The sequence below is a fragment of the Paenibacillus sp. NPDC058174 genome, assembly GCF_042883865.1.
In the GTDB taxonomy this organism is placed as follows: domain Bacteria; phylum Bacillota; class Bacilli; order Paenibacillales; family Paenibacillaceae; genus Pristimantibacillus.
In genome coordinates this window covers 419337-436170 of record NZ_JBHVUY010000001.1, presented here as the reverse complement: position 1 = coordinate 436170, position 16834 = coordinate 419337, and the positions used below count along the sequence as shown (strand labels likewise).

Annotated in this window: 13 protein-coding genes; 1 reads left to right on the top strand and 12 read right to left on the bottom strand. The window is 44.6% G+C overall.

The genetic code is table 11. The features are described from left to right. Positions 1–38: 38 nt before the first annotated feature. From ACFVVF_RS01985 to ACFVVF_RS01970, 4 genes are all read right to left on the bottom strand, one after another. Positions 39–1748, bottom strand: coding sequence for an alpha-1,3-galactosidase-related protein (locus ACFVVF_RS01985; RefSeq protein ID WP_387804906.1), 1710 nt, complete (start codon positions 1746–1748; stop codon positions 39–41). A gap of 33 nt (positions 1749–1781) precedes the next feature. Then, positions 1782–2822: a TIM barrel protein gene (locus ACFVVF_RS01980; RefSeq protein WP_387804904.1), complete on the bottom strand. Its 1041-nt coding sequence runs from the start codon at positions 2820–2822 to the stop codon at positions 1782–1784. A 76-nt stretch (positions 2823–2898) separates the two neighbouring features. Then, entirely contained in the window at positions 2899–4083 is a 1185-nt protein-coding gene (locus tag ACFVVF_RS01975) for a Gfo/Idh/MocA family protein (RefSeq protein WP_387804902.1), read from the bottom strand. A 342-nt stretch (positions 4084–4425) separates the two neighbouring features. Continuing rightward, positions 4426–4998 (bottom strand): TetR/AcrR family transcriptional regulator, encoded by a 573-nt coding sequence (locus ACFVVF_RS01970; protein ID WP_387804900.1) that lies wholly within the window; start codon positions 4996–4998, stop codon positions 4426–4428. Between the two features lie 249 nt (positions 4999–5247). On the opposite strand from ACFVVF_RS01970, the gene ACFVVF_RS01965 reads away from it, so the two are divergent. Further along, positions 5248–6126: an MBL fold metallo-hydrolase gene (locus ACFVVF_RS01965; protein ID WP_387804898.1), complete on the top strand. Its 879-nt coding sequence runs from the start codon at positions 5248–5250 to the stop codon at positions 6124–6126. A gap of 200 nt (positions 6127–6326) precedes the next feature. Here ACFVVF_RS01965 and ACFVVF_RS01960 read toward each other — a convergent pair whose 3' ends face one another. The 8 genes from ACFVVF_RS01960 to ACFVVF_RS01925 all read right to left on the bottom strand — a co-directional run bounded on the left by ACFVVF_RS01960 (position 6327) and on the right by ACFVVF_RS01925 (position 16815). Next, positions 6327–6998 (bottom strand): DUF1266 domain-containing protein, encoded by a 672-nt coding sequence (locus ACFVVF_RS01960; protein ID WP_387804896.1) that lies wholly within the window; start codon positions 6996–6998, stop codon positions 6327–6329. A 41-nt stretch (positions 6999–7039) separates the two neighbouring features. Beyond that, the gene (locus ACFVVF_RS01955) at positions 7040–8404 is read right to left on the bottom strand and encodes a tetratricopeptide repeat protein (protein ID WP_387804894.1); all 1365 of its coding nucleotides are present in this window, start codon (positions 8402–8404) and stop codon (positions 7040–7042) included. Continuing rightward, positions 8401–10074: an Hsp70 family protein gene (locus ACFVVF_RS01950; RefSeq protein ID WP_387804893.1), complete on the bottom strand. Its 1674-nt coding sequence runs from the start codon at positions 10072–10074 to the stop codon at positions 8401–8403. Before ACFVVF_RS01950 ends, ACFVVF_RS01955 begins: the two co-directional genes overlap by 4 nt. Positions 10075–10513: 439 nt before the next feature. After that, positions 10514–11218: an Imm3 family immunity protein gene (locus tag ACFVVF_RS01945; RefSeq protein WP_387804891.1), complete on the bottom strand. Its 705-nt coding sequence runs from the start codon at positions 11216–11218 to the stop codon at positions 10514–10516. Between the two features lie 23 nt (positions 11219–11241). Continuing rightward, entirely contained in the window at positions 11242–14445 is a 3204-nt protein-coding gene (locus ACFVVF_RS01940) for a deaminase domain-containing protein (protein WP_387804889.1), read from the bottom strand. Positions 14446–14468: 23 nt separating this feature from the next. After that, on the bottom strand, positions 14469–15149 hold the full coding sequence (locus ACFVVF_RS01935; protein ID WP_387804887.1) for a PAAR-like protein: 681 nt from the start codon (positions 15147–15149) through the stop codon (positions 14469–14471). Beyond that, positions 15150–15680, bottom strand: coding sequence for a hypothetical protein (locus ACFVVF_RS01930; RefSeq protein ID WP_387804885.1), 531 nt, complete (start codon positions 15678–15680; stop codon positions 15150–15152). Between the two features lie 4 nt (positions 15681–15684). Further along, the gene (locus tag ACFVVF_RS01925) at positions 15685–16815 is read right to left on the bottom strand and encodes a pentapeptide repeat-containing protein (protein WP_387804884.1); all 1131 of its coding nucleotides are present in this window, start codon (positions 16813–16815) and stop codon (positions 15685–15687) included. Positions 16816–16834: the final 19 nt, after the last annotated feature.

Below are 16834 nucleotides of genomic sequence, written 5' to 3'. Positions count from 1 at the left end.
AGATGAAGATTATCCCCATGAAATATTAACGACATTAATCAAATAGTTTCAAGCCTGTTCTCTTCCATGCTAATATTGCTGCAAGCGACAAGACGTACCGCGTCTTCTACTTGAACGAGGGAAGCTCCTGCGCGAACCGTATTCCGCCTGAAGTCCAACGAACGGGTGCTTTTAGCGTCTAGTACAAGCGTATCTTGCGTCGGCAGCACGAATACATTGTATAAAATGGTGATATTGTGATGGACAGGCTCGCATTGCTCCGCCTCTTCGATTTCTGGTGCTATCGCGATAATGGGAACATCAGGGCCGCCGCATTTAATAAACTGGTTTTCACGTATCATTAAGTTCTCCACCCGGCCTGATTCATACCAGTAAGCCGCATCGTCTGCGACGAGGACCGCGCTCATTTGTAGACGTTCAAACACATTGCCGGCAATGACGACCTTTCGTCTTGTCGTTACGAGGATGCCCCGTGTCGGAATTCGAGCGAAATAATTGTCCCGGATTTCCACCTCTGGCGTCCACGTTACATTTTCCAGCACATCCCCTTCTTCAACTCCATCAGGAACCGGATGCGCCAAGGTCAGCAATAACTCTCGCTTGCTTACCATTTCGGTATGCGTCACTTTATTGCTTGCGAACGGCATCAATGAGCGTCCACGGACGAATTCAATCTCATCCCCTTCATCGAATGCTTCAAATCCATAGGTTTGAGCATGCATGAAACGAACAACGACTTGGTTCGGAGAAGGCTGAGCGACGATTCTAAGATGTGTACCATGAACGTTGACGGCATCATCATGTGAACCAACGAATCGGCTGTTTTTAATTTCAACCTTTCCCCTGCAGCCCGACAAATGAATGAAGTCGGCAAAAGCGGCCACGGAACGGCAAGCTTCCATGCGCGGCGAAAGATCCAGCTGCCTGAAGCTCAGATTCTCGCTATATTGTCCCACGATACCTAGTCCATGCATGAAATGCAGACTCACATTCGTTAGCTGGATATTCTTGCTTCGGTGAATAAATATTCCGACCTGATCCCGGATCCCGTCGCGAGCCTGCAGCAGCCAGTTTTTCGACAAAGGCACTTGCGGAAATTGTTCATAATGAAAACGAAGCCGGCGTGACGATAGCTCTTCTGCATAGGACGCTTGTTCAAGCATATTATCTATTCGCCACGTAGTATTGGCAGACAGATCACATGCTTGCATCAATCCATCAGAAAACTGCCAGTTTTCCCCCATCCAGACAAGCTTGCCATCTCGAATCGAGTAGCGGGAATCGGGATGCACAATGACATCGATGAAATCCTGCCCCAAGTTCTCAATCTTCATCTCGACAACGGTAGGCCGCGCGAAATCCGTTTTCAGGTTATGAATGACAATTCCTTCGCATTGATCGACTGCAAACATCGTAACTTTCCCATGGAACATAAATAAAGCGCCATTGCCATCGAGCGTAAAATCACACAACCTCTTCATGAAGATTGCAATTGTCTTGAGAGGATAGGGATTTTCCTCTTCACTGGCCGTATTCGTTATATAATAAACCGCTTTTTCAGCCGTATCCGCATAGAAGTCATAGCGGCCTGGCTCCAGGATGAGCCGCACCGCTGACTTCATTGCAGCAGCCGCTTCTATCGCTCTGCGCATAGCCGGACCGGCATCTTCACCGGAATCGGGCCTGCCGCCAAAGTCTCTAAACCATAACTCTGCCGCTACTTCTAGTTCGTTTTGCTTAGCAGACATTGCCTCTTCCCCTTTAGATCCCTAGCTTTATGGTTAAACGGCGTCTTCACCGAGCAGCAGCTCCATAATATACATTTCAAGCGCCTCATAATCACGGCCTGCGCGGAACTGCTCCACCTTTTCCCGGTTCAGACGGCGTACTTTATTTTCCAGCAGCCTAGTCATTCGCAGACTATTCTCCAAGTGCCGGAATGATTGCTCCAGCGATTGGGTTCTCATCGCTTTTACGTCCAGACCAACAAACTCGCCATTTTTTCCATATTGATGATCGATCAGAACTTTCACTTGGTTAAATGCAGAACGAAGATTTTCTACGCCAAAGGCTTTATCCTGGTCATAACGAAGACCGTTCTGATCATTCAGATGGACGCCCCATAATTTCCCGTGCGCCAGTCCAAACCCCATCTCAATTGCAGGCTCCAGCCCCGCCAATACAGCATGTGCAGATTCAAGCAGAGCGCCTACTCTAGATGAGTCATTCGTTCCCGCCGCGAATCCGAGAACATGTCCAACAGTTGGCAGAAAGCTGCGGTCGATCGGCTCGTTAGGCTTTGGCTCGATCAAGATACGCACGTCAGGGTCATATGCCAGCATTGCGTTAACGGCTTCCCGCAATCTCACAATGCCCTCAACAGGATCTTTACTCTCCAGACATAACGTCCCTTCCCGTGCCAGCCATAAGACGATCCGGTTCGTTCCCAATTGCTTGGCGATATCGATCGAACGAAACGCCCGCCACAATGCGAATTCTCTATCGCTCTTAGAATTGGATGTAAAACCTCCATCAACCGTTCGCGGGTCGATCCAAAGTCTTGGTGCGACAAATTCCGCTTCTAGCCCCTGTTCATCCAGAAAGGCCTTGACCTCGGCTGCACGAGAGATAATCTGCTTCTCGGATAAATCGTTCATGTCTGGAACCGCGTCATCATCATGAAATTGAATGCCTTCGAATCCCATTTCCTTGAACTTCTTGAGTTTGGTATCGAACGACAATGACGGCCGGACTTCCGGACCAAATGCGTCCGCCCCTTCATGAACATTCCAAGGACCAACAGAAAATTTGAATAATGACATATCGAATCGACTCCCTTTTCCAATCGTTTATTTGAAGAAAATGCTGTTATCGCTGCTGCATACGATCTGAATTACCTTAGTAAGAGACGTTAAGCCACTTTCGTTCGATGCTCGATCGCTCGATTGCCTCCAAAATAACCTGATTACGGTAGCCATCCTCGAAATTAGGAGAAGGAACGGTTCCCGTTGATATACTCTTCATCAATTCATGTATCAGATTAATAAAGGTATGTTCATAACCAATTCCATGTCCTGCCGGCCAGTAGGCTTTCGCATAAGGATGCTCGGCTTCTGTGCAATCGATTGTACGGAAGCCCTGCATGCCGCGCGGATCTTCCTCTAAATAAAGCTGGAGCTGATTCATGTTCTCCATGTCCCAGCGGATCGATCCTTTTGAACCATTAATCTCCATTCTGTTGCCGTTGCGGTTCCCTCTGCCGAATCGGGTCGCCTCAAATACGCCAAGCGCTCCATTCTCGAATCTTGCCAGTGCAGCTGCTGAATCGTCGACCGTTACATCTCCCTTGCTGTCGCTATCTACAGTTGCGCTCAGTCCGCCTGTCATTTCTCCTATCGGTCTTTGCTTAATGAATGTCTCCATCAAGCCGGATACTTCGCTGATCTCTCCGACAAGAAAGCGTGCTAGATCGATAGAATGAGCCATTAAGTCCCCCAGCGCTCCCGATCCCCCGATTTCTTTGCGAAGACGCCAGACGAGCGGAAAGCCCGGGTCCATAATCCAATCTTGCAAATACTGTGCCCGGAAATGATAGATAGAACCAAGCGCACCCGTCGAGATTAAATGCTTGGCATATTGAATGGCGGGAGCAAACCGGTAGTTATAGGACACCATATGGATGACCCCGGCTTTCTGAACCGCATCCAGCATTTCTTTGGCTTCCTGAACATTCAGAGCCAGAGGCTTCTCGCATAAAATATGTTTTCCCGCCTTGGCAGCCGCTATTGCGATCTCTGCATGCATATGATTGGGCGTTCCAATATCGATGACATCGATATCATCCCTCTCCAGCAGCCTGCGCCAATCTGTCTCATAAGACTGCCAGCCCAGCTTTTCCGAAGCAAGCTTGACGGCCTGCTCGTCCCTTCCTACCATCGTCTGCAATATCGGTTGCGTATCCAGATCGAAGTAGAAGGGCACGTCCCTATAGGCATGGCTATGTGCTTTCCCCATAAATTTGTAACCGATCATGCCGATACGTACCTTTGTGATGTCTCGTTTTCCGCTTAGATATTCCGTCATAATAATTTCCCCTCCATTTAACTTAGGATTAAACAAGGTGAAGTCAGCCTCTTAAGCTTCCAATTGTCATCCCTATGCGTAATCTGGCTGTGAAAGAACAATGATGATGGCTATCGCGTGCCGGAGATTTTGAAAGCGCTCACTTTCGGCTTATCATTAAATATAATGAATTCTACAGAGGAATTCTTTATCGAAGACGCTTATTATTTATCTAGGAATCGGAAAATGACATTTGATTGTGAAGATAACTGTTTCTTTCATTTCATTTCGTCATCTATCGACAAAAAAAGCCAACCCCTGTCATATGACTGGTAGTTGGCTTCTCCTATTTATACTCCATAATCATTCAATATACCCCTTAATCATTGGCATAATCTTGATCGCAAATTGCTGCGGCGTTTCTGTTCTCCGATCCCGGTTCCAACGATACGTACTGCCATAAATGGACCAGGTCAGCATGTTAGCCGCTATCTCCAATATATCTTTTTGTGTTTCTTCACAATTCTTGACCATCATTTGCAAAATGAATTTTTCCAATTGTGCGATGATGCTCTTTTCTACAAGTGAAGCTACCGTGTCATAGTTCCTCATACACCGCTTATTGGACGCCTCGTGATATTCACATAAACCAATAATGATCGACGTAACGGTTTCTTCCGTAAGATCAGCCTGTTTGTCTACCCGCCGGTAGATAAACTCGATAAAGCTGCTGGATAAATACTCTTCAATAAGCGCGTACTTATCTGGAAAATGAGCATAAAATGTCGCTCGATTGATCGTAGCCTGCTTCGAAATATCACTGACTGTAATGGAGTGGAAGTCCTGTTTGCCAAGCAAAAGTACAAATGCATCTATAATAAGCTGACGCGTTCGAATGACTCGCGGATCCTTCAGATTAACCTCCGTGGTTAACATGATTTCTTTCCCTCTTTTCTACTACTTTTAATATCCTCATATTATAGACAACTGCAGCTTTCCCGACAACTGTTCGATTTCCTTTAGGTTATCCGACAATATTTTTAGAGCTTCGCTTAAGCAACAATTCCGGCTTATTGTTGGTTGATGCGGGCTCCTCGAGTATTTAATATTACACATACGCCCAGTTGCTTCTCATGCAGAAGCGAACTCAAGCGAATAATTCCCATAGGAAGGAGTTTTCATACAATGACTTACAGCTATCCATCCGTTACTCAAGTTCCTGCCGTTTATCATAAAAAGATTGGTGAAGTGCTCGTTACTGTCGTATCCGATGGAAATTCGACACTTCCATTCTGGCCTTATTATGAGCTGATGGAGGACAAAGGAAAAGAAATGCTCCATTCCAATTTCGAGACGAGTCCTCTTGTTCTCAATACGAACTGCTTTATCGTCAATGTGAATGGCCGCCTTACCCTGATCGATGCAGGCCTTGGCATGGGGGTTGGCGTTGTACTCGACAATATCAAAGCAGCTGGCGTAGATGTTAACGATATTGAAACCGTCTTGCTAACGCATATCCATCCCGATCATTCCTATGGTCTAATTCATACGGACGGGACGAAAGTTTTTCCAAATGCAGAAGTCGTCGTACAGGAAACCGAATACGCGTATTGGCTGGACAAGCGGAATATTAAAGATCCATCCGATGAAATTGAAACGGCCAATTTTCAAATGGCAGAAGCTGCTTTTGCCCCTTACGAAGGACGAATTCGTACGTTTGCCGTCACCGAAACCGAACCTGTTGCAGGCATTCAAGCGATTGAGGCACCTGGCCATACCCCCGGCCATACGGCTTATCTTATTGAATCCAATGGCGAGAAGCTGCTGATTTGGGGAGATATTATTCATAATGCAGCCATTCAATTGATGAGACCCGAAGAGAAAATTGTAATGGATGTTTTACCCGAATTGGGCGTGGAGACAAGAAAACGTATCTTGGATTTAGCGGCAGAGGAAAAATTGCTCGTGTCTGGCATGCATCTGAATTTCCCGGGCTTTGGCCGTATTCGGAAGGAAGCCGATCACTATGTTCATGTTCCAGAAAAATGGTCGCCGGAGCTATAACAACTTGATTAGCCCTCATCATTATGTACAGATGAATTGAATCATATAGAGGAATAAATGGCATATTGTATTAACACTTGCTTAGGTGGTTGAATTTAAATCAAAAAAACGCGAGTCTTAGGGGTCAATTCCCCACTGACTCGCGTTTTTCGAAAAATTACGCAAAGTCCTTCGGCAGATAATCTGCTTTGGGGACAGTGCTACTGCGCCCATTCTAAATGACGCCAATAGCTGTAAGGATGATGGAGAGAAGAATAATAGTTGTTCAGCACTTCTTCTTTATTCACGTTGTCATTGCTAAACAGTACGCCTACCGCACTAGACAAAGCATACTGCTCAAAACTTGAGAAGTGTTGACGAGCCATGGAGGTCGATGTTTCTAACCGCTTAAACACCTCAGTTTCATCAATATATCCCATAAATGCACCTAAACGGCATAAGCTTACGTAGGTTGCGATATCGAAGCCTAGAATGCCCGCCTCAGGCAAGGCTAGGTCATATTGCATCACTATCTCGTAGAGAGCAGCCTCCTGTTCATCATCTTTCATTGCCTGAAGCTTCCGCACTCTCTCCCTATAAGGCATTGCAGTGATCGCTTTTCGTATTTCCAGAAACTGCAATACGCACTCACTGCCAATCAGCAGCGCTTCTAGCTTCTCACGCAGATTGACCGCATTATGCACTTGAAAGGATGAACGCAAATATATTTCTACTTCTTCTTTCACTCCTGCTTGTTCCAGACGATTGTAAACCGGCATCCCGTGCAAAAGCTCAGGTGTGAGCTGATAATCCTTATTCCCCACCTTCTTCCACAAGTCCTTCACACTGCATAACCCTTCTAAATCTTTTGAAGAGCCATAGGCTGCTGTCATACTAAGTGAGAGATCCCATAAACGTTGTATAATCATCCTGTTTACCTTTCTAAGTCACCAATTAATTTGAGTATATATAAACTAAACAAACTTATGGGCAGGAGTAAAACTAAAATTTCTGGCATAAAATCAGTCGTAATTAACAATCTTATGATCGCGTAAATACAAGCTAGAATACCTATTCCAAAAGTAATTATTTTGGGGAGGACCGTATTATTCAATTCCCAATAAGTCTTAAAAGTGTGTTTCATTGACGGCTCTGGCCATTTCAGTATCTCATCCGTACAATGGATGATGCGATTCAACTCCAAGTCCATCTTACTTATTCCATTAAGGGGCATTTCATTTACTTGACCCTGCTTCAACTCTTTCAGTACGTGTACCGTTAGGATGTAGCCTTTTTGCGCGTCAAAGTGCTCGGGATCAATTGCTATAGCTCGTTCGAAATCTGCAGAAGCTTGTTCATAGGCTCCAGTTCTATAGTAAGCGTAGCCGCGGTAAACGAATCCGTCACAATCGGCATCCGTTTTCTTTAGCAGTTTACTTAACCATAGAATCGACTGGTGATAATCCGCAATTTGATAGTATGCGATGCCTAACAAGCGATATAATACGGGATCATCTGCATAGATCGAGATTGCCCGCAGTCCTGCCTCGATACATTCACTAAATTTAAGATCCCTTAACAATAGAAACGCTTGAAACCTCAAATTCACATATTGTGTGTAATCACAATAAATTTCAGGGTTGAGATATTCAAACGAAAGTCCGAAATCATACTGCATTAATTCTTTCCACTGAAAATCCGGCAGCTCGCTTAAAGCAAATTCATCATTGAGATAGTCCCACACATCAAACGGTAAGTCACCATGCTCCGTTAAAAAACGTACCACTTCATTCGTTAATCGCTCCTTTTCAATAAGCGAAAGATGCAAAAACAACTTTCTCCACTCGTAAACCTCTCTTCGCTTGAACACGTCGGAGTAAAGAATGAGCAGTTGATCAGATATGCTTGATTCATTCGTTTCAGAACGTTGCCACTCTTCATTAAGGTGTATGTATTCAAATCCGGATTCTTTGTTTGCAGGATTCTCTGGTTGCGCTTCTTCGTTAAGGATTATATATTCAGCTCTGGTTTCTTTATTTACTGGAATCTCTGGATTTTCTGCTAGCACTGTTTCGTAAAATGTCGCCTGTTCCACTTGGGGATTATCTATCTTGTACTGTTTTTCTTGCCCGCTTCCTTTTTCTGCCCCCTTAAGCGCTTGTTCGTAGGCTGTTCGAAGCCGCATAAAGCCTTCCGGATCATCTTCGGGGTGATAGATTTTAAGAAGAGCGGTATACGCACGACGAATGACCTTCTTATCTAACGTTGATTCTATGCCCAATATGTCCCATATACTCATATATCTGTCCAATCTTCAATGCTCCGAATAAACCGTTCGAACACAAATGCTGCCTTTTTAATATCCTGCGGATTCTGCTTATCCAATACTTTCTCGAATTCTTCTAACTCACGAGCTATTTTCATTCTTTGATCTGACAATGCTTCTTCGAATAATCGCTCCCCTCTGGCAAGCAGCAATTGATTTTTACTATCCTCACGGGGATGAATTTTAAGATTTTCAATTTCCTTTAACCTTCGCTTAATTTCTTCCTCCGTCAAATCTGTGTCGCTGTTTTTAATGATGATTGCTTTCTTCTCCTTCGTTGTATGAGAGAAAACTTCAACTTCCAATATTCCATTAATATCATATGTAAACCTTACATCGATAACAGCTTCACCTTCACGAGCGGGAGGAAAATCTACAGTTACTTCTCCAAGCTTCAAATTTTCACTCGCTTTTCTGCTCTCCCCTTGATAAATGGTGGTCTCCAAACTTGTTTGATCGTCATAAACATTGCAGAATTGATTCACTTTGCTATATGGAATAACAGTATTTCGCTCAATAATGGGAAAAAATCGGTCACCAATAACACTAGTCCCTAGCGTATACGGGCATACGTCTGTCAATACTTTTTCACGCAAGCTTTCATTACGTTCTTTCATAGCTGCAATTATACCTGCTCCAACACCAACAACCTCGTCAGGGTTCAAATGACTTAGCGGCAGCTTTCCGAATAATCGGGCAACAAATGATCGAATAACAGGCATCTTAGTAGATCCGCCAACCAGAATAACATGATCTAATTCTTCAGGTGAGATATCTGCATCCTTCAATGCTCGTTGCAGTGGTTTCTTAAGCTTGGCAAGCAAGTTCAATGCAAGCTTCTCGAATTCGACAGCGGTAATCTGTGTCGTATAGCTTTCCGAATTGATAATGCAAGTCATTTCTGCGCTTTCCGATTTGGTTAAGGCCATTTTACAGGCTTCCGCTTGTTTCTTAAGTATTGCATACCATTTACCGCGATTATCCTCGAGCTTCAAGTGATGCTGTTCCAAGAAATATTGAATCAAGATTTCATCGAAATCTTCGCCACCCATAAAATTGTCACCGGCCACAGCACGTATTTCCATCACCTGGTCATACATATCGAGTACCGATACGTCGAAAGTGCCTCCACCAAGATCGAAGATCAGCAGCTTCTTTTCTTCCCCATCTTGGTTCAAACCGTAAGCTACCGCTGCCGCTGATGGTTCATTGATAAGCCTATCCACCTTTAAGCCCGCAAGTTGACCTGCTTCTTTTGTGGCGCGTCTTTGTTTATCATTAAAATAGGCAGGGACGCTGATGACAGCCTCCGTCACTTCCATGCCAAGATAGCTTTCGGCATCAGCCTTCAGCGCCTTCAATAATATAGCGGATAGCTCCGTAGGTGAAAATAAATGGTTCCCTAATTCATACCGTTTTTCCATTCCCATATGTCGTTTAAACACAGCAACAGACCTCTCTGGGTTCGTCACAAGCCGCTCCTTCGCAGGACTTCCCGTAATGATCTCACCCATGTCTAGCACACTTACGACAGAAGGAGTTAGCTTCTCCCCTAATGCGTTAGGGATAATGACGCATTCATCATTCAAATAACAAGTTACAAGACTATTAGTCGTTCCTAAATCGATCCCGATAATCGGCATATACTCAACTCCATCATTGTTAAAAAGCTACTTATTTAATGTATATCGGAAAATGGAGGATGATTGTTTAAATTTCCCACAGGAAAATTCGACAATTTGAATGGCTATTATTAATTGATCACCTTGTCTGCAAATCTGCTCTTCACCCTTGCCACACGAACTAAAAAAGTGAAGATAAAAAAACAGGTCAATCATGGTGGTATCTGACCATAATCGACCTGTTTAATTTAAAAGGAATAGCATTACTTAGGGTATGAATTTCAAGCGTTGATGTGCGTACATCCGTATCGGCGAATCTTCAACGGGTAGTGGCAGAAACCAACAACACCACAACACGGCGGTTAGCTCGCATTGTGGTGTTGTTGGTTGCTTAGACTTGTCAAAGAATTCGTCCTGAATTGTACTAGAATATCGATAAGCGATGAAAATAAATTTATTGTTATTCAATGCTCTCAATTGAAACCAATGCATTTTTAACACGTGAATCCAGATCATGTATCTCCCAATCGGATAATTGTTCATCTCCGATTTTTGCTATATTAAAATCCTGAAGTTCGTGTTTTATAACAATCATTTCATCATTGGAGAAGTAATTAAGATTAACTAAATTTTCTATAATAGTTGTGAATATGATTATTTTTTCACTGAGTGTATTTTTTAAATCTTTTTCAAATCTTTTGAATACCAAAGGAATTATTTGATGATAATCTATGTTTTCTTGGATAAGTTGTTTTATAAATGTACTAACCTCTACTGTAAGTTCTTCGTAATACCAACATACTCTTGGATAATAATCCAAAGGTATAGTACGCAACAAATCTATTACTGTTTTATGGCGAGATACTAGGGAGTTATATTGTTCGCTGGTCAATCTACCTTCATGCTGAGCTGACTCAAAGTTTAATGTTGACAGTATATTTAGAATATAGTCTCTAAAAGTAATGAGTACTTTAGGCAAAGTTACTATTATTTCAGAGATAATTACAGAAATCACTAATTTGTCTGTTTCGCTTTTATTCATTAACATGTCGTACTCGTTAAATGTTCTTGCAATTGCCTCCTTACCGCTCATTTTTTCGTCATTCTTAAACTCATCAAAAGTCTCATTTATATATTCTTGGTACTCGTCATAACTTAGTGCCATTAGGAAAATACCTCCAAAAATTATTAATTCAGTGTTTTGGGTTGCACTGGAATTTCATTATTATGAATTACTTCAATCTTGATGTTAGGATACTTTTGACTAAATTGCTGAATTATTTTATTACAACTTCCGCAAGTATCTTTTTCTGTGAATAATTTGATACTTCCCGAAGCGTTTGTATTATCGCCTATTTTTTCTGCTAAATCATTCAGAATCTTATACTCAGTATCTCCATCTCGCAAATAAGTATTGCCTCCGTTATCTGGTGCTTCAGTTGCCTTGAAAGTAGGATTCTCTGGTTTAAATGAGAATTCTTCAGTCCCGGGTATTTTTTTTGCAGGGTTGTGAATCCCACTGTGGGCATAAAAATCTGTTTTATTAACACCAGAAACATTTACTTCAGCATATGCAAAATTACCACTCTCTTTATACTTATTCGATAAACCGCCTCTTGCTCCTGCAACTTTTTCAAGAATATGCGCATCAGCAACCGGATCAATCTGTCTTGTCGGAAATCTATTAGATATGCCTAAACTACCATTATCGGTCCTCTTAGGCGGATCCTCTCCTTTAGCTCCCGTTTTCCCCTTACTAGCCCCACTATAGATATGCGTATCATCGAACTCATCTATAGGCAGGTTCTTTCCAGGACCGCCCAACTTTCGCGGAGTAGGCTTTGTTTTCGGAGGCATCACCGGATCTATTTTCGCAGCAGGCAGATCCAGCTCTACTTGCTTCTTCCATGCGCTCCACGTTTCATCTAGCGCCGACATGTTCCTACTGTTTACCAGTTTGTCAGCCGCTTTGTGCAATCCATGTCTCGCTAGAAGTGACAGGTTAACCACCATCAAACCAATGCCTATATTGTCCAGAAACGCTTGATCCATTCCCAGAAGTTTAGGGTTGGTATCTGCTATACCATTTTTCAGATCGGTCAGCTTCTGCATATTCACAATAATCATCGACACTCCGAGTGCTGCATCGGCCACAGCTAGCAAATACAAGGAACCTCCGCCTGTTGGAATCGTTGCTATTAACGCAATGACACCAAAAATCAGGTTAAATTCGGCAATGAGTATTTGGGGATCGATGATTAGCTTCTCGTACGTGTATCGAGATAAGTATACCGTTTTTTGGGTTTTCTTGCTTAGATAATCGGGTTTCTGTGGAATGATATATTCCAGCTCCATCTGTTCCAGCCAGGGTTTAATCTGCTGAAGCCCTCTCCGAAATCCTCGTCCCATATTTAATCCTTCGGCCAGTCCAGACTTCCCGCTTGAATCACTTTGGTCAGGAGAACTGCCCAACACTGGTGGTGCTGGCAGCATCGCCTGAATCTCGGCGTCTGATTTACCACTAGCCGCTCCTTGCTCCATGACCCGCTTAGAGCGCTGCTTCCACTCGTAAATGGCACTGCGATCCCGGTCCATCTGCTCGTAGACCTGCTGCTGCCTCTCCAGTTCAGCTTGTTTTTCTTTGCCCTTCTTCTCCGGCACTTCAGGAGGCGGCTTCACATATTTCTGCTGGTAAACGGCTCTCTGTTCTTCCAGCGGTTTTTGGCTCATCCATTCTCTTGCCTGGTTCCTTAGCGCAGGATCGCTCTTCGCCGTTTCAATAACCTTGGAGCGGATGTCAGCTCGTTGCTCTTTCGTATATTGAGTTGCTGCTTTCACTTTTAATGATAATTCAAGTTCCTGCTTCCTAATTTCTTCCTTTGCCAACATATCCGTATACAAATCTTCCAGTTCGTCCTCTGTCAGCAGCTCCACAAAGTCCACTTCGACTTTTTGGAAATCCAGCTTGGCGCTTCGTATACCTACCCGATTGCCGTTCAGCATAACGTACTGATCCGTATTTGTCTGAAGCACGATCTGCTGATTGGCACGAATACGGAAGGATTCCAGCATGCTCTGTCCGCTTCCGTTGCCTGCTTCAATGCTGCTGCCTGCAACTACGAGTAAATCCTCGCTGGCGTTAACTCTAATATTTTGCCCATCCAGATGCAAACTGACGGTTCCCTTCTCAAAAAGCACGCCATCGTCCCCAAGCTGCATCCTGGCATCACCAGGCATTTCAAACACCTTGGTCGTGGGCTTTTGGAACACGGTACGGCTCTTCATCTCCTCGCTGCCGCCGCGAACGGAATTGATTGCGATCGCCTGTTTCTCTGAGCCGCTAGGGAAGTAGACTTTAATTCGGCTCCCCTCATCCGGTAAGCAATGGAATATATTGTTACCTTCACCTGAGTAGGGAAACCACCAGTTGCCCTGCTCATCATGTTGATCATCAACATCAAGGTGCACGTACACCATATTGTTGGCCCGTTTTACTACACGCCCCTCTAGCGACCTTCCTTGAAGCTGGTCATTGCGACGGGATTTGCGGCGCAAGCTTTGGCGTTTGACCAAGAGATATTGATACTGCAATAAGCCGGAGACATAGCTGATTATTGATTCTGAGACCACCCAAATCTGATTCTTAAACGATACGTTATCCCCGACCTCAAAGTATTGCTCGCTAGTCACCCGATAACTGATAAAGTCGTCCTCGACCAATTTTTGAGCATCCTCACTGTCTGCATTGGCTAAAAGTTCTTCATAAAGCTTCCTGTCCTTCATCATGGTGTAGCGGCGGGCATGCAGATCCTTACCCCATGAAAAATCCGGCACTCCAAAATATACACGTGGCGCATCCATCGTGACATCCGGCAAAATAACTGTCCCTACGCGAGAAGCAAGCCGTTTCAAAAACTGCCAATCTGTCTCTTCGTATTGCACCAGTAAACTTCCGATATACGCCTGGTCACTGGTCGCCATATTCTGAGCTTCCCCGCCGGGATATTCCTTTGCGAGCTGCTGAATCGTATCGGTATAAGTTAAATACTTGTTCTGATAAGAACGGCTTTTCGGCTGCATATCCATACTGTATGTCCGCGACAACATATGAACTTCCACCAATGGAATTCCGTCTTCCATATGAATGTCTACCTTGGTGATACCTCCAGCGAACCAGCGTTCCGTTCGGGAATCCGTTCGCTTCTGCAGAGATACACTATCATTGAAACTGCTTTGAAGGAGGCATTGTTCAGCTTCTTCCTCCCTCATCCGGACTGTAAATACACAACGCGTGTGGGCATTAAACGCCCTTTCGATTCTGAAACTGTGTACATCCTTAATCGCGTACGGCCATTGCAGCTCGAATCCGTCTCTTTGATAAATCGTTCCCATTGACTTCTCCTCCCTTTTACCGCTTACCTAGCGGAGAACTCCGGAGGAGCTGGATCCATGCCATTAGTCAACAAACGAATCTGACCCCCGCATGTGCAGAACAAGCAGGATTTGCTGGTGAGTGCTGGAACCCCTTGAATTGATACAGTAGGGCTTCCATTTGTCCATTGCGGTTTCGCTACGTTCCATGCATCAAGCAAGGAACTCAGCGTCGGCAAGGCAGGTAAAGCGCTTGGCTGAGCAGCTGCTTGAATTGGAGATGGCGCTGAGACGGTGGGCATGATTTGAGGGGCGCACGGGTAAATTTCTTGACCAAAGGTGGGTTCCGTTGAATCTGTATCAAAAACGTATGAAGAATCGCGACCCGCTATACTTTCAGCCAGCTTCATTGGATGCCGCTCACTCCGGCAAAACCCAAAAGAATAGAAATTCCCATCGACTTCTTGTCCCATCTGCTGAAAAGGAATAACACCGCGTATCGTACCCGATGTCGAAGTCGAAGGCACACAATCGTCGACGGTCAGCATCGGACTCCCGTTAATGAATATCCCATTGGGCTCCTGCTTGTTCAGCACCTCCTCATGAGAACCCAACGTGCATGCCATATAAGCCCCAGCCGTTACGTAAGTATCCTCGCTCCTCCAAGGGGAAGAGAGGAGCTTGTTCCGCGTATCCTTGGATAAGAACGTATCTGTAATTCCCATTTAAAATTCTCCTTCCGCTATTTGAATAGGTCTAACAACCAAGCCATATATACCTGCCCTTAACAGACTTTCTGCTGCATCAAGACGCGCGATTATCACATGGGCTCTGTAATAGGGAATCGTAAATACGGGTGCATCTTCCAACCCTCGAATATCGGCCGTCATGGCCATAATTTGTCCCCCCTGAACTAAGGTCCGTTCTGGAGCAGGACAAGCTGCTTTCGGCAAATCCATCCACTTATAGAAGGATTGGTTTTGTTTTTCTAAGTTCATTACGACAACCCTTTTATAAGAAATCTCGGGGTTAGCCTTTAGAATAAACAAAGATAACTCTTCACTTAGCAGCAGCAAGGGATAATGCTCCATCATGCAAGGGGAAGCAAAAGGCTGCCCCTGCTTCACATAAACAATTTCTTCATCTGCAGCATATTCATATCCCCGAAGCATACGCTCCGGCCACTCCAGCCCCCCTCCGCTCGAAGAAATCCTACTATCGTATTCCAGCACATAATAGTCCGTTTCCTTCATCACGCTGCTAACCCGCCTCCCATTCCACCGAAGCTTGTTGTTCAGGGGTCAAATTCACATGGAGCCGGTCTCTGGCCAGCATTCGGCTGCCCGTCAGATCAGCTCCGGTGAAATCTGTCTCCTCCAGCTGTGCTCCGGTGAAATCCCCGGCGATCTTCGCATACTTGAAGCTTGCATGATTCAGACTTGCACCCTGGAACCGGACACCATTCATCCCATAAAACAAACCATGAGCCTCCACGAAGGCATCCCGTCCGCCCAATGCCCCATCGAAGCTTGCTCCAGTTAAGTCGCTTTCCCTGAAATCCGCATCATACAGCAAGGTCATAGTATAATCGACATGCTCACACCGACAACGTTCAAACCGTGTTCCCAGCAGCCTCGCCCCCTTCATTCGACTGCCAGTTATTACTGCTTTTTCGAAGCGGGCATAATTGAAATCCAATTGCTCATACTCTCCCTGTATCAGATTGACACCTGCAATATGTTCATAGATATATTCATTAGGCACGCGGCTCTCCAGCCACCCCTTACATGTGATTGAGCTTCGCTGCATTTCATTGATCCGATATACGGATTCGGTCACCTCACTATCCCCATACTCACCAACACGGACTTCAAATTGGATGTCCTTGCGAATATTTTGGAATGAATCCAGCAGGGTTATCGCATCCATGGCGTAACGAACAGCATGAACCATGTAGACATGAAAAGGATACAGCTCTCTGGTCAACCACACCTGAAGCTCTGCGTGATCAATCTTGTTCATGTATCGCCTTCGGCTAATCTCACATTCCACAAACCACTGATCCATATATTGAAAAATCCAGCCTGCATCATACATGATCCCACTGATGAGAGAATTGGTTTTTCCGTGCTGGTCACTCAAATGCAGCAAATAAGCAGGGTCGCCTTGCATTAGTCTTGTGCGCATCAAGGACAAGTGCATCGAACTGCATGCCGAAAGCTCTCCCCGTTCCTGTTCCAGCTTGATCTGTTTGCACAAAATATCAAACAAGGAAACAATACCCTCTGCTATTTCCCTTTTATTGCTAATGTAGAAAGAATGCAGCTCACGTATTTTGGCATTGCGAAGCGGCAGCACTTCATGCTCAAGAAACTGCTGCCACAGTTTCATTTGGTGCATCATTCCACCC